The following is a 25515-nucleotide window of genomic DNA, read 5'->3' on the forward strand; positions in this document are numbered from 1 at the left end:
GAGGCTGGTCGGAGGGGGCGGGGGCTCATGGAGTTTCGGGTGTTGGGGGCGCTGGAGGTACGGCACGGCGAGCGGGTGGGGGTGCTGTCCGGGCGGCTGCGGCGGACGCTGCTCGGCGTGCTGTTGGCTCGGGCCAACCAGCCGGTTCCGGTGGACGTGCTGACGGACGCGCTGTGGGGTGACCGGCCGGACCCGCGGGCCGGGCAGAAGCTGCAGCTGCACGTGCACCGGCTGCGCGGTGTGCTGGACGACCCGGCTCGGCTGTCGTTCGGCGCGGCGGGCTACCGGCTGCGGGCGCGGCCGGAGGAGGTCGACGCGGAGCGGTTCGAGGCGCTGGTCGGGGCGGGGGTGGCGGCCGCGGAGCGGGAGCCGCAACGGGCGATCGAGTCGCTGCGGGCGGCGCTGGCGCTGTGGCGTGGCACTCCGTTCGAGGACGTGGAGGTGCCGGTGCTCGCCGACTGGGCACGGCGGCTGACCGAACGCCGCCTCACCGCCGCCGAATCGCTCTACCAGGCCCAGCTCGCCTGTGGCCTGCACGAGGCGGTCATCGGTGAGCTCGTCGAGCTAGTGGCCGAGCACCCGTTGCGGGAGCGGCTGCACGGGCTGCTGATGACCGCGTTGTACCGGGCCGGGCGCCGGTCGGAGGCGTTGGAGGTCTATCGCCGGGCACGGGAGACGTTGGTGTCCGAGCTGGGGCTGGAGCCGGGGCCGGAGCTGCGTGAGCTGCAGTGCCACGTCCTCGCCGACGATTCGCCCGAGCCGGCGCCGGCCGACCGGGCGGCCCGCCGCGAGGTGCCCGCCCAGCTTCCGGTGGACGTGCGGGGGTTCGTCGGCCGGGAGGCCGAACTCGTGGAGCTGGACGGGTTGCTGTCCGCCGAGGCGCCGGTGGTGATCTCGGCGGTGGCCGGCACCGCGGGGGTGGGCAAGACCGCTCTCGCCGTGCGGTGGGCGCACCGGGTGCGCGACCGGTTCCCGGACGGGCAGCTCTACGTGGACCTGCGCGGCTACGGCCCGGACGAGCCGGTCCTGGCCGCCGACGCGCTGGCCGGCTTCCTGCGCGCGCTCGGTCTGGACGGCGCGGCGATCCCCGAGGACCTCGCCGAGCGTGCCGCCCGCTTCCGCACGCTGGTCGACCAGCGCCGGATGCTGGTCCTGCTGGACAACGCCCGCACCGTCGAGCAGGTGCGCCCACTGTTGCCGGCCAGCCCGTCCTGCTTCACGCTGGTGACCAGCCGCGACTCGCTGGCAGGGCTCGTCGTCCGGCACGGCGCGCACCGGCTCGTGCTGGACCGGCTGTCCCCGGCCGACGCGGTCGGCCTGTTGCGTGAACTGCTCGGCGCGCGTGTCGACGCCGAGCCCGCGGCGGTCGGGAGCCTGGTCGAACGATGTGCGCGGTTGCCGCTGGCGCTGCGGATCACCGCGGAGCTGGTCCGGTCGCGGCCGGGACGCGCCGTCGGCGAGCTGGTCGGTGAGCTCGCCGAGGCGCAGGACGCGCTGGACCTGCTGGACGTCGACGGCGACCCGCACACCGCGGTGCGCGCGGTGTTCTCCTGGTCGTACCGGCAACTCGACCCAGCCGTGGCCGGGGTCTTCCGGCTGCTCGGCCTGCACCCCGGGCACGACATCGACGCCCACGCGGTGGCCGCCGCGGCCGGGACCGGGCTGCGGGAAACCCGCCGGGCACTCGACGTGCTGGTACGCGCCCACCTCGTCGACCGGACCCCCGGCGACCGGTACCAACCACACGACCTGCTGCGCGCCTACGCCGCCGAACTGGCCGAGGCCACCGACTCCGCGACCGACCGCGACGCGGCGCTCACCCGGCTGTTCGGCTACTACCTCGCCACCGCCTCCGCCGCGATGAACGTCATCGCCCCGCACGAGGCCGAGCGCAGGCCGAAGGTCGCCGCGCCGGACGCCGAGTCACCGGTGTTCGACAGCTACGACGCGGCGTTCGGTTGGCTGGACCGCGAGCGGGCCAACCTGCTCGCCACCACCCAGCACGGCGAGCCCGACTACGTGGTCAAGGTGTCGGACACGGTGTGGCGATACCTCAGCATCGGCAGGTACCACGACGACGCCATCACGCTGCACACCAGTGCGCTGCACGCCGCCCAGGCACTCGGCGATACCGCCGCGGAGGCCGACGCGGGGCGGGTGCTCGGCGCCGCGAAGCTCCGGGTCGGGCTCCTCCCGCAGGCCGCCGAACACCTGGAGCAGGCGCTGGCCCTGTACCGGCAGGTCGGCGACCGGTTCCTGCAAGGCTCATCGCTGAACAACCTCGGCATCGTGCACTGGCGACGAGGGGCCCTCGCCGCAGCGGCGGACTGCTTCCGCCGGGCTCTGGCGCTCTTCAAGGACGCCGGCGTCGAACACCTGGGAAGTCCGGCGATGAACAACCTCGCGCGAGTCCTGTGCATCGTGGGCCGGTACGACGAGGCGTTGGACCTGCACGAGCGTGGGCTGGTCATCGCGCGGGACGCCGGGAACCCGAGCCATGAGGCCAACGCGTTGTGCGGTAAGGCGGAGGTCAACACCGCGATCGGTCGCTACCAGCAGGCGCTGGACGACGCGCGGCAGGCCGTGACCGTCGCGCAGAACGCCGGTCACCGCGTCCTTGCAGGCGCCGCCCTGTGCGTACTCGGTACCGCACACCGACAGCTGGGAGACCATGGGCTGGCGGTGCACCACCTCGAGTCGGCGTTGCGGATCGCCCGTGCCGTGGGCGACCCCTATGACCTCATCGCCGCGCTGAGCGGACTGGCTGCGGCGCACGCGTCCGCCGGGAACCCGAGCGAGGCGCTCCAGCTCTACCGGGAGGTCCTGACCACCGAGAACGGGCAGGCACACCAGGACGAGTTCGCGCACGCCTTCGCGGGCATCGGTGACGTCCACGCCGGACTCGGCGAGCACGACCACGCCCGCGAGTACTGGCAGCGGGCGCTGGTGATCTACCGCCGGCTCGGCATGCCACAGGTCGACGCCGTGGCGGCCAGGCTCGACCGGCCGGCAGCGCCGGTCGAGCCGTGACGGCCCGTGCACGACATGCCGGTCGCGCTCAGTTCCGCCCGCCGATGGACTCGACGACGGTCCGCACCAGTTCGACGTCCGCCGACCGCAGCTCGGTGACCGCTCCGACGTCGACCCCGTAGACGCGCTCCGACGTCGACCCCGTAGACGGCTGTGACCGAGACGACCTGCGCATCGAGGTTGACCCTGGCGTCCGGGGAACGGGCATCCGTGACGAGCAACCGGGCGCCGTCGCCGATGTCGGCGTGGGTGACGGCGTCGGGTCTGACGGTTCCCTCCCGACCAGGTCCGGATCGGTCACCACGGCGGCCTCGATGTTCGCGTCGCCGCCGCTGAAGAAGCAGTAGGCGGCGTCCTCGTCGGACACGACGCTGGCTGAGCGGCCGTACCTCGTCGAGGCAGCCTGGAAGCCCCGCTTGGTCGAAATGCTGACCGACGGCGACTACGACGTGGTCGTGTGGGGTGTCAAAGTCGGTTTCACTGTGGCTCAGGTGGCGGTTCGGGAGCAGACGATCAATGTCTGCAGGCCATTGATCGTTTCGGGGAGCAAATGGGGAGCAGGCGATCTTGACCACACTCGTATTTACGAAGGCGGTCATGGTGTCGTGCTCCCCGTCTCCTCCCAGCGTCGTTGCAGTCCGGCGAGCATGGTGTCGATCATGGGCTGGGTGACGTGGGAGTAGACGCCCATGACACCGCGGAACCTGTGGCCGATCCGCTTGTGTTGCAGGACTTCGGGCACGCCGTCCTCGATGAGCCACGTCTTGTGGGTGTGGCGCAGGTCGTGGAAGTGCATGTCCTTGGCGTTGCCGATGGCCAGTGCGGGGGGGGCATCGGGATCGCGCGCTGGATGCGGTCGAGTTGCTCCTGGATGGCCGTGGGGTCGGTGAGCGCGGCCAGGGACTGCAGAGGGCCGCTGACGGTGTGCTGCGCGTCGGCTGTCGCCCGTGTACGCCTCGTCGGCGGGCCCGACGGGGCGTACACGGGCGTATGGGCGGGTTGTCCTCGTGTCCGGTTACTGCCAGCGGTGCCAGTAGGGGGTGGCGTCGGGGCCGTAGAGCACGAGGTTGGAGTCGTTTTGCACGACCAGGCGATCGGCTGCGGTGCCCCAGGTGCGGGTGCTCCACTTCGCTTCACCGGTGGGGGTGTAGACGACGAGGTTGCCGTCGGGCTGGAGGATCGCGTAGGTGGCGCCGGAGCCGTAGGTGTGGGTGTGCCACAGTGCCTCGCCGGTCGCGGTGTAGAGCACCAGGTTGCCGTCGGGCTGCATGGTCAGCCGGAACCTGCCGTCCGGCGAGGTCCTGGACTGGCCGGTGGTCAGGCGCTCGCCGCGCAGCAGCTGGTCGCTGCCGGGGTAGCCTCCGCTGACGATGTCGATGACCGAGACGTGCTCGTTCCCCTGCTGGAGTACGTAGGCTTCGGCGCCGTTCGGCGTGATGGCCACAGACCTCGGGTAGCGGTAGACCTGCATTGTCTGGGAAACCGTGTTGGTGGCCACGTCGATCGCCGTCAGGGTGTGCCCCTCATGACCGGTGACGTGAACCTGGCGACCGTTCGGTGCGGCGGCCACGCCCAGAGGGTTCCCGGGTACGTCCACGGCAGCTCCGACGTAGTTGCCGGCTGTGGCGATCATGTACACCTTGTTGCTCTGGTAGCTGGTGACGTACACGCGCAGGCCATCCGGCATGATGGCGATGTGGTTGGGAGTGGTGTCCAGCTGCACGGTGGCGATCACGCTGTTGGTCGCGGTGCTGACCACCACGACGCTCTTGGTGTGAAAGTCCGCAATGTAGACGCGAGAGCCGTCAGGCGTGACTTTCACGTCTGTGGGCCGTTGTTGCCGATGTAGATCGGGCTGGCGATGTTGGTCGCGGTATCGATCACCGACAGGTAGCCGTAACCGATGACATAGGCCCTTTTTCCATCTGGCGTGACGGCGACCGCTTGCGGGGATCTCAGCGGGGTCACCGAAACAGTGCCGGTGACCTCTTTGGTCGCGGTATTGATCACCGATACCGAGCCCTGATCGGTGTTGTGGTCGCCGGCATTCGTGATATAGGCGGTGCGACTGTCCGGGGTGAAAGCGATGCCCTGAGGCTGCGTGCCGACGTTGATGGTGCCGGTGACCGTCTTGCTCGTGGTGTCGATGACCGACACCGTGCGGTCGTACGCGTTGGTGACATACGCGAGGGTCCCGTTCGGGCTGATCGCGACCGAAATCGGATTCCTCCCGACGCTGATGTTGGTCGGCCAACCGGCGGCTGTCGCCACGGTGGGCACCGATGCGATCAGGCCTGCGGTCAGCAGGACGCTGAGCGCGGCTGATCTTCGCCGAATTCTTCGTGTTTGACCGTGCATAGCGCACTACCCCTTTAGGTTGTTCTTTGTCGTGTCACTGGTTTGTGCCGGCCCGCCTGGGTGAAGCTTGATCACTGTCCTCGCGGGACGGCCTCGCCGTGTCGGTGTGTGTTCGACTGTCAGGCACTCAGCCGCGGCCGTTGACGAACGCCACGACCTCGTCAAGCCCGAGGTGTGGCCATCGTGGTGTCGACCTCGATCCACGAGGCGTCCACCGAGACGCGGTCGAACGAGCCGTGGCCCGGCGACGGCGCGGCGGCGCCGTCGTGCGCCCGGCGCACCGGATCTTGCCAGACGGGTGCGCCGGTCCGGGGCGGAAATGGCCGACCCCGCAACCGCGAGGGTGAGACGAGCGGGACGACGCGGTCAGAACAGGGGGTCGCGCACACGCAGCGGCCCGGAGCCGGTGGGACCGAGCTGGACGAGTTCGCCCTCGACGTCGACCTCGATCGCGCCGAAAATGTTGATGTCCTTGCTGTGCGCCGGGGAGGTGTGGGCCTGTGGGGTTCCAGAAGTAGGCAACAGCGTCTGACTTGCGCGTTGGGCTGCCGCAGGTTCGTACCCGTTGATCAGGCCGCCGAGGATCGGTCGACGGCGTACCGACGTGCGGGTCGACTGTGGGATCGCATGATCCGGTCGTGGTGGCGTGAGTTGTCGGGCACGGTGAGGTCGGTGGTGGTTGTAGTGGGACGTATAGCGGTCCAGCACTGACTTCTGGTGATGCTCGTTGACAATGAGCAGTCGGTCGGTGAGCGCGCGTCTGACGGTGCCGACGAACCTTTCGGCGTAGCGGTTCGCCCGCGGACACCGTGGCGGGATCTTCACGACCTGGATACCGGCATCGGCGAGGACGGTGTCGAACGAGGCGGTGAACTGCCCGGCCCGGTCGCGGATCTCTTCGGTTGGCCGCGCTGCTCGCCGGCGGGCAATGAAGGCGCGGTGCGCTTCGATCGCCTCGGTAGGGTAGGTAGCTTTGTATCCCATTGTCGCGCGGGAAAGGGGTGGGTTGGAGGAGTTGCAGTGGGTGTTCGCCGCTGACCACTGCGCCTGCTTGCCGAGTGACGCGGGCCAGTCCGGTCAACGAGTTGGTAGGACGGTTGGGGAAGCCCGGTTCGTGCTCAGCCCACTTCGATTTTCCGGGTGGGTGGGCGGAAGCCGTAGCTGCCCACCGCAGCGACGACCGGCGCGGCCCACATCCAGGGTGTTCCCCAAGTGTAGTAAGCCGTTACAGCGGCGATGACCGCGAACAGCAGCAGCCCGATCTTGTGGCGGACGTTGAGCACGACCAGCACGGTGCACAGGGCGAGCAGCCAGGGCGGCCCACCGATCAGGTAGGTCACGATGCCGGCCACCAGCAGCGCCAGGGTGAACAACCGGATCGCCACGGAGTGCAGATGCCGCGCCGTCGGCGAGAGGTCCTCGTCGTGCTTCTGCAAGTTACCCACGGGCACCAGCGTGGTGAGCACTCGGACGGCTACCGCCCATCCGACGAACAGCCACCACGGTGCGCCGAAGTGGGCCAGCACGGGGATCACCGGGATCGTCAACTCGAGCAGGCACCCGGCGAGACCTGGCTTGGTGGCGTTCGTCGTGACGCTGGTCGGGGTCGGCTCGTCCGGTTCCTCGACAGGTGACATTGCGGCGGGCACGCTGTCGAGCCACTCGCGAATCGCCGCGGCCTGGGCGCGTTCACCGGTGTCCAGCAGGACCTCGATCGCCTCTTCCCCGATACGGGCGGCGGCAGTGTGGCGGCCGGTTGCGGCGAGGGCCCCGGCAAGGGCGCGTAGTTCGAGCGCTTCCCGGTGGCTGTTGCCCAACTCCCGCCAGATGTCGACGGCCTTGCGGTGCACTGTGCATGCCGCGCCGAATTTGCCGCTGTCGGTGAGGAACACCCCGAGCCGGAAGAGGGCCTCGCCCTCCTCGGCACGATTCCCCGCGGCCCGGCACATCTCGACGACCTGCTGATGAGCGGCGACGCCTTGGGCGACGCTGCCCAACATCGCGCCGACCATCCCGATGTTGGCAAGCAGCGTGCTCTGCCCGCTCTTGTCGCCGAGAGAGGCGTACAGCCGGCGCGCGTTTTCCGCCGCCACAGCCAGTCGGCGGCGTTGACCGACCTGGGCGTGCAGCACGGCGAGGTTGGCCCAGGCGTAGGCCTCGAACTCGGTGTTCCCGGAGGCTCGGCACACCTCGACCGCCCGGTCGAGGGTCTGCATCACCTCCGCACCGCGGTTCGCGGCGCTGAGGGCAACGGCGAGATTGCACAGCAGGGCGCCCTCGGTGGCGGTGTCCTGCCGTGCGCGCGCGAGATCGATCGCTTGGTGCAGGGTGGCGATGGCCTCGTCGGGGCGGTGCAGCGTCACCAGGGCTTCGGCCAGGTGGGAGTGGATCGTCGTGCGAGACCTGACCGGGTCGTCGGTGCGGCACAGGGCCAGCGCGGCCCGGTAGGTCTCGACCGCCGCTTCGGCCTGCCTGTCCTTGAGCAGGAATTGACCGAGCACACACATCCTATTGGCGGATTCGACGCGGGTGAGGGTCAGGTCGACTGCCTGCCGTTGCGCCTCGATCGCCTCCGGGAGGCGCCCGCCGAGCCACAGGAGCCGCGCGAGCCAGGTGAAGGCTTCGGCGTGGCGGTGGTCGTGCCGCTGCGCCACCGCGACGGCCAGGTTGGCCAGAGCGATGCCGGTGTCGAGCGTGTGCCATGCGTTGAGTACCTCGTTCACCAGCACGTCCACGAGGTCCAGGACGATGTCGTGCAGGTCTGCTGCGGCCGCGAGCGCGACCACTGCGGTCAGGTTCGGCAGGTCGGCGGCCGTGAGGATCCGGTCCCGCGCGACGTGTAGGTAATGCCGCGACAACCGGGCCACGGCGGCCGGATCCGGTGCGGCGGTGGCCTGCCCGCCGACGTGGAGGCGGACCAGGTCATGCAGCCACCACCGCCCGTCGAGCTGTTCGAGCAGGTGCGCCCGACGAAGGGCACGCAGATGGGTGAGGGTCGCCGCGGGAGTGTCGTCGAGCAGGGCAGCCGCGGCGTCGGTGCCCAAGCCTGGACCGGGGTCGAGGACCAGCAGTGCGAGCAGTCGCGCGGCGGGTGGTGAACGGGCGAGCAGCCGCCTCCAGGACACGTCGAAGGCGGTGCCCACGGCGGACGCACCGTGCTCCAGCCGGGCCAGCCTGATGCCGGCGTCGTCCAGCTCGGCGGCGAAAGCCGCGACGGTCAGCGTCGGCTCCTCGGCCAACACGGCAGCGGCAATACCCACGGCCAGGGGCAGCCCGGCGCACAGGCGTACCAGCCGCTCGGTGGCCTCCGGCACGTCGGTGGCACGCGGGTCGTCGTCGAGCAGCCGCACCAGTAGGTCCCGCCCCTCCTCGGCGCCCAACGTGGTCAGTTCAAGCACATGGGCGCCCGGCAGGGGGATGGTGTCTCGGGTGGCGACCACGGCGCGGTGCAGCGGGTTGCGCGGCAGCAGGCCGTCGAGCTGATCGCGGGCGGCGACGTTGTCCAGGATGAGCAGGACCCGCTCTTCCCGCGAGCCCATCGAATCCAGCACACGCTGGTAGACCACCGCCTGTTCGGCCGCGGTCGTCGGGATCTCGTCCACTCCCAGTGCGCGCAACGCCGGCGCGAAGACCGCGCTCGGATCCACTCGCCGGTCGGCGGCGTCGTAGCCGAGCATGTCGACCACCACGACGCCGCCCGTGAACCACTTACGGCGCTCCGCCAGGGTGGCCGCGTGGTGCACGAGCGCGGTCTTGCCGACGCCGCCCATCCCAGCCACGACGGACACCGCACGCGTTCCATGCGTGTCGGGCGACCAGGTGTCGAGGAGTTCGCGCACCTCGTCATCACGGCCGACGAACACACCGGTGGCCGGTACGGCCGGCAGAACCAGCGGTAGCGATCCGCTGCGGGGGTGGTGGATGTGGATCCCGCCGTGGACCTCCCCGGCCTGCACCACCATGCCCGACACATCGCCGTGGACAACGTTGACCACGCCGGGGCCGCATAACTGCGGATACATGCGGTGGCGGTCGGGTGAACCTGTACGGCGGCGAACCGAACCCGACGTCGCAACGGTCGCGACCTGATTCAGTTTCCGAGGTGGTGACCGGACGCAAGAACCTGATCATCGGGCGCAAGGGCTCAGGCAAGAGCGCGATCTGCATGCGCCTGTCGACGGGGGACCTGAACTCCGGGGAGACCTGCTTGATCACGCCCGACGACGCCGCCGGTGAGGAACTCCGCCGGTTCGTGCTGGGAGGGCTCACCGGGCCTGCCGCCAAGGCACTGCTCTGGCGGTACGTGTTCGCGGTCCACGCCGCTCGTTTCCTGGTACGGCACGCCAGTGGTGACGACCACCGGCGTCGCCGGCCGTCGTCGATGGGAACTCTGGAGCGCTTCCTGCGCGACAACGGCGAACTCGCCGAGGAGAACCTGTACCACCGGGTCGCCAGGGCCGGCCGTGGCCTGATGTCGTCGTTCTCCCTGGAGGCGTTCGGTGTGAAGGTCGCCGTCGACGCGAACAACGCACCCCAGGGTGTCCGCGCTTCCCGACAGCTGGAGATCGTCGAATCGGGTGTGCGGAAGGCCTTCGCCGACCTCGGGTGCACCGAGGAACACGGGAGCCTGCTGGTGATGGTGGACCAGTTGGAGCAGGTCTGGTCGGGCGAGTCGGAGAGCGAGGCTCTCGTCATCGGATTGCTGCTGGCCGGGAAACACACGGCGCTCACCTACGGCAAGTCGCTCCGTTGCGTCCTCTTCCTGCGTTCGGACATCTACGACGCGCTTGACTTCAGCGACGCCGACAAGTTCCACAGCGACGAGATCCGCATCAACTGGACCGCCCGCCAACTACACCAATTGGCGATGATCAGGGCAGGCGTCGCCCTGGGGCGCAGGCTCGATCCGCACGAGCTGTGGGGAGAGGTCTTCCCCGCCACCGTGATCACTTGGTGGTCATCTGTACGCGGAAGTGGTCAAGTGTGCGCGGAACGTGCAACAGCGGCAGAAGAAGATGTCGGCATTGTTCGAACAACGGCCAGAGAGTGCGTTCCAACCGAGTCCCACAGCCCCGGTGACTCGACATGGGCTACGGGCCACTGTGGATGAGCGGGGCCCACAGGTGGGGCTGGTTGGGGTGCTCGGCGCGTAGTTCACGCGTGACCTCGTGCAGGGCGAGCGCCGCGCCGTCGGCGGATGGGCCGGCGGGCATTCGGCGGTAGAAGCGGTCGGCGGCTGTGGCGGCGACGCGGTCGGCGAGGGGCCACAGGCTCGCGATGACGTGTCGGAACCCGGCGAGTTGGAACGCGGACGCGAGGTGGATCGACTCATCGGCGTGCTGTGGGCCGGCGTGGCCGGTGGAGCAGGCGGACAGGTACGCCAGTTCCGGCTCGGGCAGGTCGAGACGGCTGACCTCGGTGATCGGCAGGAGGCCGTCGTGGAGGTGCAGGCCACCCATGGACGGCGCGTCGGGGTTCGTACTCGCGTGGCAGGCGAAGTGTGCCCAGCTCGCGCTATGCAACGCGGAACGCACGCGCTCGACCGTGGCCCACTCGTTGACGAGCGGCGGCAGGTCGGCCGGCAGGTTTGCCGCCTCGGCGGTGGTGGCCGGCAGGTCGGCCAGGCCGGGCGTGCGCTCCAGGGTGACGGTGAGCTGGCGGCGTGCCGCCGCCGCCGGTCGCTCGCCGGATCGGGCGAGCGCGCGCAACGTGGGTGCGTACGAAGAGATCACTCGGTCCAGCGCACCAGGCTTGCCCGGCTGCCCGGCCGCGTGCAGCGGTAGCAGGCCGAGCACACCCGTCGGCAGCCACCACACCCGGCTGCCGGGCGCTACGAGATCGAGGATCGGTTCGACCGTGGTGTCCCACAGCCAACCGAGCAGCTCGGTCAAGACCCGTTGCCGGCGCAACTCGCCGGTCAGCGGGCTGGGATCGTGCGTGGCCTCGCGCAGCTCTGTGGCGTACCGCTCGACGTCGTCCAGGCGCAGCTTTGGCAGGGGCACCAGCACCGGCGGGCCGGCGGTGAGCACGATCGCGTCGGCACGCAGCCGGCTGGCGTTGAGCAGCACCACGGTTCGGCCCGCGACGGCCTGCCGCAGCTCGACCTGACCGGGTGGCGCGGCGACCGGGACGCCCTGCGCGTGGACCTCCGCCAGCACGGCGTCGTACTCGGCCCACAACCGCTTGCTCCAGCCGACGACATCTCCGTCCACAGTAGACGGATCGAAGGCGTTGAGGCGCTCCCGCGCGAGGTGCAGGCGACGGGCCAGCGCCGGGAACCTGGTGTAGAGACCTGCAAGGCTGGTGCGGAGATTCAGTTGCGCGGCCAGCAGGATGCCCCGCCCCTGCTCGCCGACCTCGACCGCGCCGCTCGGGTCGTTCAGCGCGCAGTGCACGGCGATCGCTTCGCCGACAAGCCCGAGGTTCCCGCCGAGGTGGAGTTCCTGGTCCGCCCGTGAGGTCTCCCGCGCCGCGGTCGACGGCAGCAGGCTCACCGCCTTGTCCAGCGCGCGCCGCGCGGTGTGCAGGTCGCCGAGCGCGTGAGCCATCCGGCCGAACACCCAACAGGCCCGCACTCGCAAATACGGTCGCCCGGTTGTCGCCGCGATGGCCTGCTCCGCGCGCGCCGCGACCTCGGCGACGCCGGCGTCTCCCCGGCTCTGGTAGCTGAGCCCGAGGTAATACAGGTGGTCGGCCCGGAGCGGGTGGTCGGTCGGGGTTTCCTCGACGGCGCGCTGGTGGAGCTCGATCGCCTTGTCGAGGTCGGCCGCGTCGTCGGTCACCTGCCACCGCAGGTGGGACGCATGCCCGAGGAAGGACAGGAACCGGGCCTGGTCGGGGCCGTTCGTGGCGGCGAACGCCTGGTGCCCGAGGTCCATGGCGCGGTCGAAGTCGGCCGTCATCCGGGTGAAGTAGCCGCGTGCCAGGTAGGCCTGGCTCAGGCCGGACAGGCTGAACACGCGGTCCGCGTGGTCGCGCGGAGTGGCCGCGACCGCCTGCCCGAGTACTTCGATCGCTCTGTCCATATCGGACTTCAGGCCGACGCGCTCCAGCCGTTCGAGGTAGGCGTGCCCGAGATTGGACAGGCGCATTGCGCGGGCCGGGTGGTCGGTGGGTGTCGCGTCGACCGCGTGTTCGTTGTGGGCGATCGCCAGGTCCAGGTCGGCCATGCTGCCGATGTGGTCGGACCGCGTCCGGTGGGTGACACCGAGGTTGGCCAGGTATCCGGCGAGGTCGGGATGGCCGGCGCGGGTGGTGGTGACTGCCTGCTTGGCCGCCTCGACGGCGCGGTCCAAGTCGGCGACATCACCCACCCGCTTGAACAGTGCCATCAGGGTCACGCTGAGGTTCGACAGACGCAGCGCCCGGTCCGGGTGGTCGGCAGGTGTTGCGTCCACCGCGCGCTCCACGTTTTCGACGGCACGGTTCATGTCGGACACGTTTCCGGTGCGCTCGAACCGCTTGTCGAAGGCCGCACCCAGGTTGGCCAGGTACAGCGCGCGGTCGGGGTGATCCGCCGGTGTGACGGCGACCGCCCGGTCGTAGGCCCCGATCGCTCTGTCCAGGTCGTCCGGCTGTCCCATTCGGTCGTACCGCGTCAAGCGGGCCGTGCCGGCGTTGGACAGGTGCAGCGCCCGGTCCGGGTGGTCGGCAGGCGTTGTGCTCACCGCACGCTCGGTGTATTCGACTGCGCGGTCCAGGTCGGCCACGTCGCCAAAGCGCCCGAACCGAATTCGAAAGGCTTCGCCGAGGTTCGTCAGGGCCTTCGCCTGCTCGTGATCGTCTTCGGTGCCGGCGGCGACCGCATGCCACAGGTGCGTGATGCCGTGGTCCAGATCGGACACTTCGCCACTTTGGCCGTACCGCACCAGGTAGACCGTGCCGAGGCCGGCAAGGCGGGTCGCGTGGTCGACATCGTCGTTCGGGGTGGCGGCAAGCGCATGCTGGTGACACGCGATCGCTCGTTCCAGGTCGGCATGGTTTCCGGTCCGCTCGAATCGCTCGTGGTGAGCGGTGCCGAGATCGGTCAGGGATTGTGCGTAGTCCGGGTCATCGTGGTCGAGAGCGGCGACCGCCAACTCCCCGAACCTGACTGCTTTGTCCACATCGGACAGTTGGTCGGTGTGGTCGAACCGTGTCAGGTAGGCGTTGCAGAGATTGGACAGGACCATCGCACGATCCGGATCGGCCACCTGGAAATCCGCCATCGCGTGTTCGCCGAGCTGAATCGCCCGGTCCAAATCGGACAGTCGGCCGTACTGCTCGAACCGCGCGACGTAGGCGGCGCCGACCTCGGACAGCACCAGCCCACCGTTCGGGTCGCCGGCGGCGACGGCGGCGAACGCGGCCTCCCCGACCTCGACGGCCCGGTCGGCGTCGCCTGGACTCCCGATTCGCTTGAACCGCTCGCGATAGGCCGCGCTCAGGTTGGACAAGCGGACCGCGAGCATGGGGCCGCGATCTGTCACCGAGGCGTCGTGCAACTGGATGCTCGCGTTGAACAGCACCGGGTCGCCGGACTGAACGGCCTCCTCCAGCAGGGCGTTGGCGATGCTGGACTGCTGGTCGGGGTCCGCCTCGGCGCCGAGGAGCCAACGCAGCGGCTCGGGCACGGCGGTCCGGACGCCCGCCGACAGGACGTACACGATCGCCCTGGCCAGCTCGACCTGGCCGGACTCCTCGGGCAGCGCGGCGTACCGCTGGACGTGCAGCCAACCCAACAACTGGCCGGCGGTGGCCAGCCGGGCCGCTTCGTCAGGCGTGGGATGGGCGGGATCGGCCGGCTGGGCGGCGCGCCACAGCTCGTCCGCCTCCGTGAGAACCGTCTGGTCCAGCAGGACGGCGGGACTACCGTTGAGTCGTCGCCGCAGCCGGTTGAACCAGTACTCGAACGACATGCGGACACCCCTCACCGGCCAAGTCACGTCGGTGACGTGAGACTATCGGCCGGTGGATCCCGAACGGTCGGCCTTGACGGAACTGTGCGAGGAGTTCGACGCGCTGGTCACCGAGGCCAGGCAGCACTCGCCTCAGCGCCAGGAGTTGCTGGCGAAGATCGCGGTCGAGGCGCAGGCCCGCCGCCCGGTGCTCGACCTGCTGGGCCAGTTGCTCGGCACCGACCGGGACACCACCGTGCGCACGCTCTCGGCCGGCCTGCCCGGTACCGGTCCTGGTAACGCCCGTGCGGAGGCGTTCCGGTGCCCGGACGGCGCCTGCGACCGGACCGCGGTCCCGCCGCCCGCCGGCGCGATCCCCCGCTGCGCGGTGAACGGGCTGCCGATGGAGCGGAGGTAGCGCCGGTGGGCGGCTTCTTCCAACAGCTGGCGAAGATCCTGGCCGACCGGTGGATCAGCCTGCTCGTGCTACCCGGCGCGTTCTTCCTCGGCGCAGCATGGGTGGCCACCGGCCTCGGACAGTCCCACGCGTGGGACGTCCCGCTGCTCGCCGACCACGCCAATCGCGCCGCCGCGCGCGGCTCGGCCCTCCCGGCCGGGGCGCAGGCCCTGCTCCTCGTGGCGGTACTGCTGGTCGCCTCGGGCACGGGCCTCGTCGTGCAGGCGCTCGCCGGCCTGACCCGCCGTGTCTGGCTGGGGCAGTGGTACCGCCCGTTCAGGGCACTCGCGGCTGCGCGGACAGCGAGCCGGCGAGCGCGGTGGCACCGGCTCGTCGAAGCCCGCCGGGCACTCGAAAAGGCGCACCCGGCCACCCGCACCCGCGGGCAGCAGGACGAGATCAACACAGTGGCTGAGCGAGCCAACCGGCTCGCGCTGGCGGAGCCGGGAAGGCCGACGTGGATGGGCGACCGCATCCACGCCGTCGAGTCGATCGCGTACCACCGCTATGGGCTCGACCTCACCTTCGGCTGGTCGCGGCTCTGGCTGGTGCTGCCGGAAACCACGCGCGCCGAACTCACCGCCGCCCACGCGACGTTCGCCGCCGCGGTCGCTACTGGCACCTGGGCGCTGCCCTACCTCGTCCTCACCGTGTTCTGGTGGCCGGCCGCGCTGGTCGCAGCCGGGATCGGGGTGACCGGATGGGTCCGCGCCCGCGCTGCCGTCGCGGACCTGTCGACCCTGACCGAGGCCGCAGTGGACCTGCACGGCCGCACGTTGGCACACGCCCTCGGCATCGGCGACCCGGCCGAAAGCAGCGGCCCGCTCACCCTCTCCGAGGGGGACCAGGTCACCGACCTCGTGCGGAAGGGCCGGTAGGAGATCTCCTACGGACCCGGTGGTGTTCCTGCCCTGGCCCGGTCCGGACGGCGGCATCAACGGCGACGTCGACCGTGCCCGTCGGATCGCCGAGTCGTGCTGGACAGCAGCGGCGACCCCGATCCCCGCCGGGTGGCACGCGGGTGGGCCGCCAATTTCGCCGTGGGCGGGTCACCGGTCGCGAGGGCCCAGCCGTGAGCGCTGGGACGTCGAGGTCCGTGTCGCAACGATCGTGGTGCGTCCGGCAGGCATCGGCACTCTCTGTCGTCGAATGTCGCTTGGAGTGATGGTAGCCCGCGGAAAATTTCTTCGACTATTTTCGGCCCGCGATGTCGATCTGGGCCTGCGCCGTTCGTCGAAGGGGTGACAGGAGACGATCGAGACCTCGGGAGACGACGATGAGGGCAGGACGACGCGAGTGGTTGGGGCTGGCGGTGCTGGCGCTGCCGACGCTGCTGTTGTCGCTGGACATGAGCGTGCTGCACCTGGCAGTCCCGCACCTGGCCGCCGATCTGCGGCCGAGTAGCACCCAACTGCTGTGGATCATCGACATCTACGGCTTCATGATCGCTGGTTTCCTGGTCACGATGGGTACCCTGGGCGACCGGATCGGCCGGCGGAAACTGCTGATGGCCGGCGGTGCCGCCTTCGGCGTGGCGTCGATCGTGGCGGCTTTCACCTCCAGTCCGGAGATGCTGATCGGGGCACGGGCCGTGCTCGGGGTCGCCGGAGCGACGCTGATGCCGTCCACGCTGGCGCTGATCAGCAACATGTTCCAGGACCCCAAGCAGCGCGGGACCGCGATCGCGGTGTGGATGAGCTGCTTCATGGGCGGCATGGTGATCGGGCCGGTGGTCGGTGGTGTGCTGCTGGAGCACTTCTGGTGGGGCTCGGTGTTCCTGATGGCCGTGCCGGTCATGGTCCTGCTGCTGGCCACCGCGCCGAAGCTGCTGCCGGAGTACCGCGACACCGCCGCGGGGCGGCTCGATCTGGCGAGCGTGGCACTGTCGCTGGGCGCGATCCTGCCGATCGTCTACGCCCTCAAGGAGACCGCCAAGGACGGCGTGTCGTTGGTCAAGGTGGTCGTGCTCGCCGTGGGCGTGGCGGTCGGCGTGGTGTTCGTCCGCCGTCAGCGCAGCCTGGCCGACCCGATGCTGGACCTGAAGCTGTTCCGGGTGCGGGCGTTCAGCGCGGCGGTGAGCATCATGCTGGTCGGCGCGCTCACCATGGGCGGTGTCTTCCTCCTGGTCAGCCAGTACCTGCAGATGGTCGCCGGGCTGACCGCGGTGGAAGCCGGGCTCTTGCTGGTACCGCAGGCCGGTGCCGTGGTGGTCGGCTCGCTGATCGCGCCGCGGCTGGCGCAGCGGTTCCGGCCGGAGTTCGTGCTCGGTTTCGGGATGCTGGTCGCGGCAGGCGGGATCGTGCTGTTCACGCAGGCCACCGGTGCCGGCGGGGTGGCGTTCGTAGTGGTGGGCATGTCGATCGCCAGCTTCGGGATGGGGCCGCAGGGCGTGCTGTGCACCGAGATGGTGGTGAACTCGGTTCCACCGCAGAAGGCCGGTGCTGCTTCGGCGATGTCGGAGACCAGCGCCGAATTCGGTATCGCCATGGGAATCGCGGTGTTCGGCAGCGTCGGCACGGCCGTCTACCGCGACCAGGTCGCCGTTCCCGCACAGGTACCCGCCGAGGCCGCCGCGTTGGCGACGGACAGCATGGCCGGTGCCCTGCAGGCGGCGGGCACTCTTCCCGGTTCGCTGGCGGACGGTTTGCTTGCCACCGCACGGGATGCCTTCTCGTCCGGACTGCACACCGTTGCCGGTATCGGTGCTGCGATTGTCGTGGTGTTCGCGGTGGTCGGCATGATCGCGCTGCGCCGGACTCGCCCGGTGGCCGCCGAAAAGCCGGTTCCCGTCCTGGAGAACCCCTGATCGTTCTGGTACCGAGCCAGATGTGCGCTCTCTTCGAACAAGGCTGGACGACGGCCCCGCCGGGCGTCTCCGCGCCCCGGCCAACCCCACGCGCGGCATCCCGCGGGCAACTGCTGGGCGCCGGCGGCAGGCCGTGGGACATTCACGGCCGTAACGGCTTCAGCACCTGCTTGCGGGGGTGGAACGAGGACGCCGTCAGGGATGTGGTATGCGGCTTCGTCGCCCGGCACCTGACCCCGGGCGGCAGTGCACCGGCACGGCCGGACGGATCGAGAACGCGATCGTCGCGGTCTACGCCTCGTACGCCACTACCGCCGGGCACGTCCTGATCGACCGGGACCTGTACGTGCAGGCCGAACGCGCCGCCGGGTCAAGGGGGGCGCAGGTTCAAATCCTGTCGTCCCGACGGCCATTGACCAGCGGGTTTGCCTTTCGGAGCGGGCCCGCTGGTGTCGTTTTCGGGCTGTTGTGGTCGCAGTGTGGTCGCGTTCTGCCGGTCAGGCGGCGTCGGCCGCTGCGCCGACCACCGCGACGTCGAGGGCCCGGTTTCGGACTGGCGCGAGGCGCTGGACGTCGGGCTGGGACAATACGGGTATCAGCTCGCACGACGACTCCTGTTCGTGCGTCCGCGCATCCGGATGCCCACCGGCTGATCGTGATCGACACGGTGGAGCCGGACGGCCTGCCGGCCTCCCATGACCGCACGATGAAGGACTGACACTGTGGCACTGCCCTACGAGCCCGACGACGACCAAGCCGCGGACCGGTTCGTCAACAACGCGCTGCGCAGCCGCGACCCCGAGGTGTGGCGGCACCTGGCTTCCGACGCCTACGTCGAGCAGACCGACCGGGTGTTGCTGGCGATGCTGGACCGGATTGCGGTGGACCGCGCGCACCGGAAGGCCGAGCGCGACACCGCGCGTGCGCGGTTGTCGGCGAGGGAGATCACCCGGGCCGACCACGACCGCGACCTCGCCGAGGACGGCGAGCGGGCCAAGAAGACCGCGCACTTCGAGGCACTGGTGCGGGAGCAGCACCGGCTGATCGCCTCCCAGGTGCGCCGGCTGCGCGGCGACGACGTCCGCGACGAGCTGATGAGCCTGGTGATCACCCTGGGCGCCGCGATCGACACCCACCGGGCCGCCGTGCTCGGCGAAGGGGGCGAGCCCACCGAGGCCGATCGGGCGTTGTGGACGCGGCTGACGACGCTCGACGTGCCGGGCACGACCGGCGCGACGAGCCGCACGTCGTTGGAGGCGCTGGTCAAGCACCACGCGGCGCAGCAGGACGGTCACGGGCGCGTGCTGGCCGAGATCATTGTGGACCTGACCGGTGACACGACGTCGGTCGCGCGCGCCGACCTGCTGGACGTGTGGAAGAAGAAGGTCGCGCCGACCCTGACGCCCGAGGAGAAGGCCGACTTCGCGGCCAGGGGCAAGGGCTCGCTGGTGACCGAGAGGCTCAGGAAGGCGATGGGCCTCCTGGAACGGCGTGGTCTGGTCGCGCGCTCCGGCCCGCAGGGCGACCAGCGACTCGACGTGCTCGACCGCCCCGGCCTGGTGGACCTGGCAGCCACACGAACGCCGTGAACACCGGGCATGCGCCTACCGGGTTGCACTGTTCGGGGCGGGACAGCCCCACTCCGGCCACCGCCTCGGCTGGTGTAGGTAGGTGCCGATACCTCGTCCGTGCTGGTCAAGCGGCGTGGTGGTACTCGTGGAGGATGCCGGCCGATCTTGTCGTCCGACGTCGAGGTGGGTGAGCGTGTTCGGGTCGGTGATTGCCGTGGGTCGTGGGCGGGTGGGTGCTGCGGCCAACCTCATCGCACGCACGCTCCTCCGGTGCTCGCCGATGTCGGTTATCTGCAAAGTACGACACGAAACCTTTTCGGTCCATGGTCGGCGGACCGCGGAAACGGTCCACATCGGACTGCTGTGGAACAAGACGCGGTGTCGGGGGTGATTCCCCTTCGGGCGCACCCTTGACGCTCCATTTCGGGCGTCAGTAACGTCGTGCACCCTGCATGTCATCTGGCACCAATGATGGTGGAGAACTGGATGAACAAGGATTTCTCCCGGCGCCGAGTCCTCCGAATGGGTGCGTTGGCCGCCGCGGCCCCGGCAGCTCTGCCGTTACTGCCCGGTCAGGCGCACGCCCAGCCCGCCGGAGCGGCCACACCGCCGAGTCCGGCCCCGTCGAACGGCTTCCCCGACCCGCGCAGCTGGCGAGTGCGGCCGTTCGACCTGGGCCAGGTGACCCTCGGCGACAGCGTGTTCCGGGAGAAGCGCGACCGCCTGCTCCACTTCGCCCGCGAGTACGGGCCGAGCGTCGTGAACGGCGTCCGCGACGACCGGCGCGGTCCCGACCGGATGCTGCGCAGCTTCCGCGTCAACGCCGGGCTCGACCACAAGGGCGCCGTCCCGATCGGCAGCTGGGAGAGTCCGGACGGAAACCTGCGCGGTCACTACACCGGCCATTTCCTGACGCTGCTGGCGCAGGCCTACGCGTCGACCGGTGAGCAGATCTTCAAGGACAAGCTCGACTACATGGTCACGGCCCTGGGCGAGTGCCAGGACGCGCTGGCCGCCGCCGCGAGCCGGCCGACTCCCAGGGTGACCGGCCGGTCCGGCACGGCGATCCGGTTGACCGGCACCCCGAACGGACACGTCACCGGCGACGCGGACCACATCGCCGCGCCTGCCGGCGTCACGACCGGGCTGACCGACTTCACCGTGGCCACCTGGGTCAACCTGGCGGTCCGGGACGCGGACGCGCGGATCTTCGACTTCGGCCGGCCGGGAGACAGCGCCGCCGACTCGACGGTCCGGATGTACCTGTCCGCGCACACCTCCAGTGGTGGCCCGCGGTTCGCGATCACGACCAGCGGCAGCGCCGGCGAGCAGCGCGTCGACGCCACCACGCAGCTGGCTGCGAACACCTGGGCGCACGTCGCCGTCACCAAGGCCGGCAACGTCGGCACCGTCTACGTCGACGGCGTGGCCGCCGGTACCGGCACCATCGACCTCCGCCCGGCCGACCTGGGCGACACCACCAACTGGATCGGCCGGGCCCAGTTCCCGCAGGCCAACATCAAGTTCCTGAACGGGACGCTCGACGAGTTCCAGATCTTCGGCCGCGCCCTCACCGGCGCCGAAGTCGCCGCCGTCGCGCAGAACGCCGACGCGGTGGGCACCACCGACCTGGTGGTGTGGTACCGATTCGACGAGGTACCTGGTAAGTCCATTGTGGACTCGTCTGGGCGAGGCAACGACGGCGAGTTCTTCGGCGCCACCGACGGGCGGCGGCACGCCGGGTTCCTGTCGGCGTACACCGAGGCCCAGTTCATCAGGCTGGAGGAGTTCACGAACTACAGCGGCGCCGGTATCTGGGCGCCGTACTACACCCTTCACAAGATCGTGCGAGGTCTGCTCGACGCGTACCACCTGGCCGGAAGTGCACGGGCACTGGAGATCGCCCGCAAGGCGGGCGACTGGGTGCACAGCCGGTTGTCCGTAGTGGACCGGGAGCGGCTGAACCGGATGTGGTCGCTGCACATCGCCGGTGAGTACGGCGGGATGAACGAGAACATGGCCCACCTCGCCGCCATCGAGAACGACCCGGCCCGCAAGGACGCCTATCTCGAGACGGCGAAGTGTTTCGACAACCGCCGCACGGTGTTCCCCGCGGCCGTGGAGAACCGGGATGTGCTGCGGGGTATCCACGTCAACCAGCACGTGCCGCAGTTCATCGGCTACCTGCGCGTCTTCGAGCAGAACCCCGCCGGCCGGGAGTACTTCACGGCGGCGGAGAACTTCTGGCACATGGTCGTGCCGCACCGCATGTTCAGCCACGGCTCGGCCGGCGGCCAGTACGCGGCGGGAGAAGGCCACCCCCAGAACACCAACGCCGAGCTGTTCCAGCCGCGCGACGACATCGCCGGCTCGCTGACCTACCAGATGCGACCCGAGACCGACTCGGGCAGTGGCGGCGGAGAGACCTGCTCCACCTACAACCTCCTCAAGCTGACCAGGAACCTGTTCTTCCACGACCCGGACCCGGCGTACATGGACTACTACGAACGGGGTCTCCTGAACCACATCCTCGGTTCCCGGCAAGACGAGGACAGCGATTCCGAGCCGCTGGTGACCTACTTCCTGCCTGCGCACCCCGGCGCCACGAGGTGGTTCGGCAACCTCGGCACCTGCTGCGGTGGCACGGGCCTGGAGAACCACACCAAGTACCAGGACTCGATCTACTTCCGGTCGGCCGACGGCAAGGCCCTCTACGTCAACCTCTACATCGCCTCGACCCTGCGGTGGGAGGAGAAGGGCTTCACCGTCTCCCAGGAGACGGACTTCCCCCGGGCGCAGACGAGCACGCTGACGGTCACCGGACGCGGTCGGTTGGAGATCAAACTCCGGGTGCCGACGTGGGTCCGGAAGGGCTTCGCGGTCACGATCAACGGCGTCCCGCAGCACGTGAAGGCCGTTCCCGGCACGTATCTCAGCGTGCAACGGTTCTGGTCGCCGGGGGACCGGATCGAGATCTCGGTGCCGTTCAGCCTGCGCGTCGAGCGGGCGCTCGACGATCCGACGGTCCAGAGCCTGTTCAACGGGCCGCTGGTGCTCCCGGCACTGGACAACTCCCGGACCTGGCGGACCTTCTCGTTCTACCGGCACCTCAAGCTCGACGGCGACCTCGGTGCGGCGGTCAGCCCGCTGGGACAGCCGAACTTCTTCAGCACGCACGACCACACGTTGCGGCCGCTCTACATCGGCATCGACGACGCGCACCACATCTACTTCAAGCGGGTGGAGCCGACCGTGGTGTTCGGGTCGGTCGACTCCGGTGTGTCGAACGAGACGGTGGACGACGACGGTTTCTCGTTCCTCGACCGCGTCTGGGCGGCAGCCCCGTTCGCGAACCACGGCCGTTTCGTCCGCCGGGTCCGGGACGTGTCGGGGGAGTGGCAGGCACGGGGCCGCTTCACCCGGGAGGACCGCCGGGCCGTGATCGCCGCCGCGGAGCGTGCCGAGGACAGCCTGCGTCCCTAGGGCTGGTGGTCGGGAGGCGGCGAGTCGGGATGCGAGTCGGCCAGCTCGGCCAAGGAAACGGGTGCGCAGATGGAGCGGTGGGCCAGTGACCGGAGGTCGTCGGCGGACGGTTGGTCGCCGGAACCCGCGGCAGCCAGCACCGCCGTGGCGTAGCCGCAGATCCTGCCCTGGCACCAACCCATGCCGGGTCGGGCGAGCAGCTTGACGGTACGCACGTCCACCGCACCCAGGTCGTCCCGCGCACGGCACACCTCGCCCGCGGTGACTTCCTCGCAGCGACACACCGTCGTCTCCGGGGTCAGCCAATCCGGCCACGCGGCCGGCACGGGATGCGCCAGGTGCATGGCGGTGGCGAACGCGCGACGTCGGCGAATCGCCGCCCGCAGTCGGCCCACCCGCAGTCCGCCCACCCGCAGTCCGCGCACCGGCAGTTCGCGCACCCGCCTGGCCGGACGTCGCCCGCCCAGGTCGGACGCGGCGGTGAGGCCCGCCAGTTCACCCTCGGCGACCGCGAGCTCCGCACCTCCGACACCGGTCGCCTCCCCGGCCACGTACACGCCGGGCGCACTGGCACGCTGCCATTCGTCCACGCACGCCACGAGCGAACCGTCGACGTCCTTGCGTGTGTCCGCACCCACCGCCGTCACCAGCTCCAGCGACGGCGTGAACCCCCAGCCCAGGGCGACGAGGTCCACCTCGACCCGCCCGCGGTCGGTGATCACCCGGCCCTCCGCGTCCACGGCGGACAACGTGACGGCCTCCACCTCCTCGGTGCCGTGGATCGCGGTGACCGCCGTGCGCATCCGGTACGGGACGCGGTGCCGCAGCAGGGCCGCGGCGTAGCCGAGCGCCTCGACGGCCTTGGTGGGGACCGCCATCGCGCCGAGCGGGTTCCGCGCCCAGCCGGTCACGTGGTTGGCCTCGCACACCGCCACCACCTCGACCCCCGCGTCGGCGAGCGCGGTCGCGACCGGCAGCAGGAACGGCCCGGTGCCGGCTATGACCGCCCGCCGCCCGGCGAGCGTCCGGTTGCCCTTGAGCAGCGCCTGGACCCCGCCGGCGGCCATCACCCCGGGTAGGTCCCAGCCGGGCACGGGAAGCTGGCGGTCGTAGCCGCCGGGGCACAGCACCAGCGCACGGGAGCGCAGCACGCCCCCGGCGGCGGTGGTCGTGCCGGTGAACCGCAGGACGTGGCCGTCCTCGTCGCGCTCCACGAACCACACCTGCCGGTCCGGCAGGTAGGTCAGGACACCGCGATCACGCAGCGCCCGCAGCCGACGCCGGAGGTCGCGGAACGTCCGCGTGCCGTGCCCGTCGCGCTGGGAAACGCTCTCGGCGGGGTGCCGCCAGTACTGCCCGCCGGGGCGGGCGGCGGCGTCGACCAGGCCCACTCTCAGTCCCTGCTCGGCAGCTGTTACGGCGGCGGCGAGCCCTGCGGGACCCGCGCCGACCACGGCGAGGTCGAAGCGGTCAGTCATCGCCACCGGCCCCCGAGTCACTGGTCTCCGAGTCACTGGTCTCCGAGACGAGGGTCATGCCTTCGGCCACGGGCAGCAGGCACGCACGCACCCCGGTCCGACCGTCCGCGGTGATCAGACAGTCGAAACACACCCCGATGCCGCAGAAGACGCCGCGGGGCCTGCCGCGCAGGCGCGTGGTCCGCCACGACCGGACGCCCGCGTCGATCAAGGCCGCGGCCACGCTCTGCCCGGCCACCGCCGACAGCGGCCGACCGTCCAATGTGAACTCCACCGGTTCCGTCACGTCGTCTCCGTCGCGAACCGCGCCGGGTCGAAGGGCGCGAGCTCGATGTCGGTGTGGTGCCCTGCCAAGGCTTGGGCCAGCAGCTTCCCGGTGCCGGCCGACAGGCCGATGCCCGCGCCCTCGTGCCCACCCGCGTGCCACAGGCCGGGCGCGCGCGGGTCGGGGCCGATGACCGGCAGGTGGTCCGGGCAGTACGGGCGGAAACCCAGGTAGGCGCGCAGCACCTGGACGCCGGCGAGCACGGGGAACAGGTCGACGGCCTTCGCCGCCAGCTCCCGCAGCACCGGCAGCGCCACCGTCCGGTCGAAGCCGACGCGTTCCCGCGAGGAGCCGATCAGGATCGTGCCGCTGGGCGTGCCCTCGACCACCGGGGACGTCTGCAGGCCGGTGTCGGAGCTCTGCGTGCCGGCCACGTACTCGGCCGCGTACACCTTGTGGTGCACGGTTTTCGGTCGCGGTTCGGTGACGAGCACGAATCCGCGCCGGGGCAGCACCGGCACGTCCACACCGGCCAGCGCGGCCACCTCGGACAGCCACGGACCCGCCGCGTTGACCACGTGTGCGGCCGAGACGTCGCCGCGCGGTGTGCGCACCCCGGTCACCCGGTCGCCGTCGCGGAGGTAGCCGGTCACGGGCGTGCCGGTGGCCACCGCTCCACCGCGTTGCCTCGTCAGGCGCAGCAGGTGCGCGGTCATGAGCATGGGTTGCAGTTGCGCGTCCTGCGGGTAGTGCACGGCCGCGCGCAGGCCCTGGCGGATGTTCGGTTCGAACGACGCGATGTCGTCCTCGGCCACGTCCTCGGCCACGACGCCCGCCGCCCGTTGCCCCCCGGCCAGCTCGGCCAGACCGCGGGCTCCGCTGTCGGTGGCCGCCACCACCAGTCCGCCCTTGGCCTCGAACTCCCACAGCCCGCCGAACTCGCCGAGGTCTTCGCGCCACACCCGGTTCGAGTACCGCGCGAGGTCCAGTTCGGGCCCGACCTCCTTGTCGGACACCAGGACGTTGCCCTCGCAGGCGCTGGACGTGCCACCGAGGACCCGGCCGCGCTCCACGACCTGGACGTCCAGCCCCGCCCGCGCCGCGAAGTAGGCGCACGCCGCGCCGACCGCGCCGGCGCCGACCACCACGACGTCCGCGGTCCGCCTCATGCCTCCTCCGTGCCTCCTCTGG

The 25515-nt window shown here is 70.4% G+C and carries 17 protein-coding genes; 7 read left to right on the plus strand and 10 right to left on the minus strand.

The window, feature by feature from the left end:
• Window positions 1-39: 39 nt before the first annotated feature.
• Window positions 40-3030 (plus strand): AfsR/SARP family transcriptional regulator, encoded by a 2991-nt coding sequence (locus FM051_RS44205; RefSeq protein WP_158853082.1) that lies wholly within the window; start codon window positions 40-42, stop codon window positions 3028-3030.
• A 28-nt stretch (window positions 3031-3058) separates the two neighbouring features.
• On the opposite strand, the gene FM051_RS44210 is transcribed toward FM051_RS44205, so the two are convergent.
• The 6 genes from FM051_RS44210 to FM051_RS44235 form a co-directional block, all read right to left on the minus strand.
• Window positions 3059-3205 (minus strand): hypothetical protein, encoded by a 147-nt coding sequence (locus FM051_RS44210; RefSeq protein WP_158853083.1) that lies wholly within the window; start codon window positions 3203-3205, stop codon window positions 3059-3061.
• 420 nt (window positions 3206-3625) lie between these two features.
• Window positions 3626-3850, minus strand: a complete 225-nt coding sequence (locus tag FM051_RS44215) for a tyrosine-type recombinase/integrase (protein WP_420803664.1) — start codon at window positions 3848-3850, stop codon at window positions 3626-3628.
• Window positions 3851-4045: 195 nt separating this feature from the next.
• On the minus strand, window positions 4046-4852 hold the full coding sequence (locus FM051_RS44220) for a YncE family protein (RefSeq protein WP_158853084.1): 807 nt from the start codon (window positions 4850-4852) through the stop codon (window positions 4046-4048).
• Entirely contained in the window at window positions 4849-5310 is a 462-nt protein-coding gene (locus FM051_RS44225; protein WP_158853085.1) for a YncE family protein, read from the minus strand. Before FM051_RS44225 ends, FM051_RS44220 begins: the two co-directional genes overlap by 4 nt.
• Window positions 5311-5754: 444 nt before the next feature.
• Entirely contained in the window at window positions 5755-6372 is a 618-nt protein-coding gene (locus FM051_RS52575; RefSeq protein ID WP_238413107.1) for an integrase core domain-containing protein, read from the minus strand.
• 134 nt (window positions 6373-6506) lie between these two features.
• Window positions 6507-9383, minus strand: a complete 2877-nt coding sequence (locus FM051_RS44235; protein WP_158853086.1) for a tetratricopeptide repeat protein — start codon at window positions 9381-9383, stop codon at window positions 6507-6509.
• A gap of 41 nt (window positions 9384-9424) precedes the next feature.
• Here FM051_RS44235 and FM051_RS44240 point away from each other — a divergent pair, with 41 nt between their 5' ends.
• Window positions 9425-10498 (plus strand): P-loop ATPase, Sll1717 family, encoded by a 1074-nt coding sequence (locus FM051_RS44240; RefSeq protein WP_420803663.1) that lies wholly within the window; start codon window positions 9425-9427, stop codon window positions 10496-10498.
• On the opposite strand, the gene FM051_RS44245 is transcribed toward FM051_RS44240, so the two are convergent.
• Entirely contained in the window at window positions 10479-14285 is a 3807-nt protein-coding gene (locus FM051_RS44245; protein WP_158853088.1) for a CHAT domain-containing protein, read from the minus strand. The genes FM051_RS44240 and FM051_RS44245 overlap by 20 nt on opposite strands.
• A 52-nt stretch (window positions 14286-14337) precedes the next feature.
• On the opposite strand from FM051_RS44245, the gene FM051_RS44250 reads away from it, so the two are divergent.
• From FM051_RS44250 to FM051_RS44270, 5 genes are all read left to right on the plus strand, one after another.
• On the plus strand, window positions 14338-14682 hold the full coding sequence (locus tag FM051_RS44250; RefSeq protein ID WP_158853089.1) for a hypothetical protein: 345 nt from the start codon (window positions 14338-14340) through the stop codon (window positions 14680-14682).
• Window positions 14683-14687: 5 nt separating this feature from the next.
• Complete coding sequence (locus FM051_RS44255; RefSeq protein ID WP_158853090.1) at window positions 14688-15599, plus strand: hypothetical protein; 912 nt, start codon at window positions 14688-14690, stop codon at window positions 15597-15599.
• A gap of 398 nt (window positions 15600-15997) precedes the next feature.
• Window positions 15998-17527, plus strand: coding sequence for an MFS transporter (locus tag FM051_RS44260; protein WP_158853091.1), 1530 nt, complete (start codon window positions 15998-16000; stop codon window positions 17525-17527).
• Window positions 17528-18249: 722 nt separating this feature from the next.
• Window positions 18250-19116, plus strand: a complete 867-nt coding sequence (locus FM051_RS44265) for a hypothetical protein (RefSeq protein WP_158853092.1) — start codon at window positions 18250-18252, stop codon at window positions 19114-19116.
• A 468-nt stretch (window positions 19117-19584) separates the two neighbouring features.
• Window positions 19585-22581 (plus strand): beta-L-arabinofuranosidase domain-containing protein, encoded by a 2997-nt coding sequence (locus FM051_RS44270; protein ID WP_158853093.1) that lies wholly within the window; start codon window positions 19585-19587, stop codon window positions 22579-22581.
• On the opposite strand, the gene FM051_RS44275 is transcribed toward FM051_RS44270, so the two are convergent.
• From FM051_RS44275 to FM051_RS44285, 3 genes are read right to left on the minus strand one after another with little or no spacing between them, the layout of a single operon-like run.
• A complete protein-coding gene (locus FM051_RS44275; protein ID WP_158853094.1) occupies window positions 22578-24059 on the minus strand; it encodes an FAD/NAD(P)-dependent oxidoreductase in 1482 nt (493 codons plus the stop codon). The two genes, FM051_RS44270 and FM051_RS44275, sit on opposite strands and share 4 nt — an antisense overlap.
• A complete protein-coding gene (locus FM051_RS44280; RefSeq protein WP_158853095.1) occupies window positions 24052-24345 on the minus strand; it encodes a (2Fe-2S)-binding protein in 294 nt (97 codons plus the stop codon). The genes FM051_RS44275 and FM051_RS44280 overlap by 8 nt, the downstream gene beginning before the upstream one ends.
• On the minus strand, window positions 24342-25493 hold the full coding sequence (locus tag FM051_RS44285; protein ID WP_158853096.1) for an NAD(P)/FAD-dependent oxidoreductase: 1152 nt from the start codon (window positions 25491-25493) through the stop codon (window positions 24342-24344). Before FM051_RS44285 ends, FM051_RS44280 begins: the two co-directional genes overlap by 4 nt.
• Window positions 25494-25515: the final 22 nt, after the last annotated feature.

The sequence above is a fragment of the Saccharothrix deserti genome, assembly GCF_009769385.1.
Classification (GTDB): Bacteria; Actinomycetota; Actinomycetes; order Mycobacteriales; family Pseudonocardiaceae; genus Actinosynnema; species Actinosynnema deserti.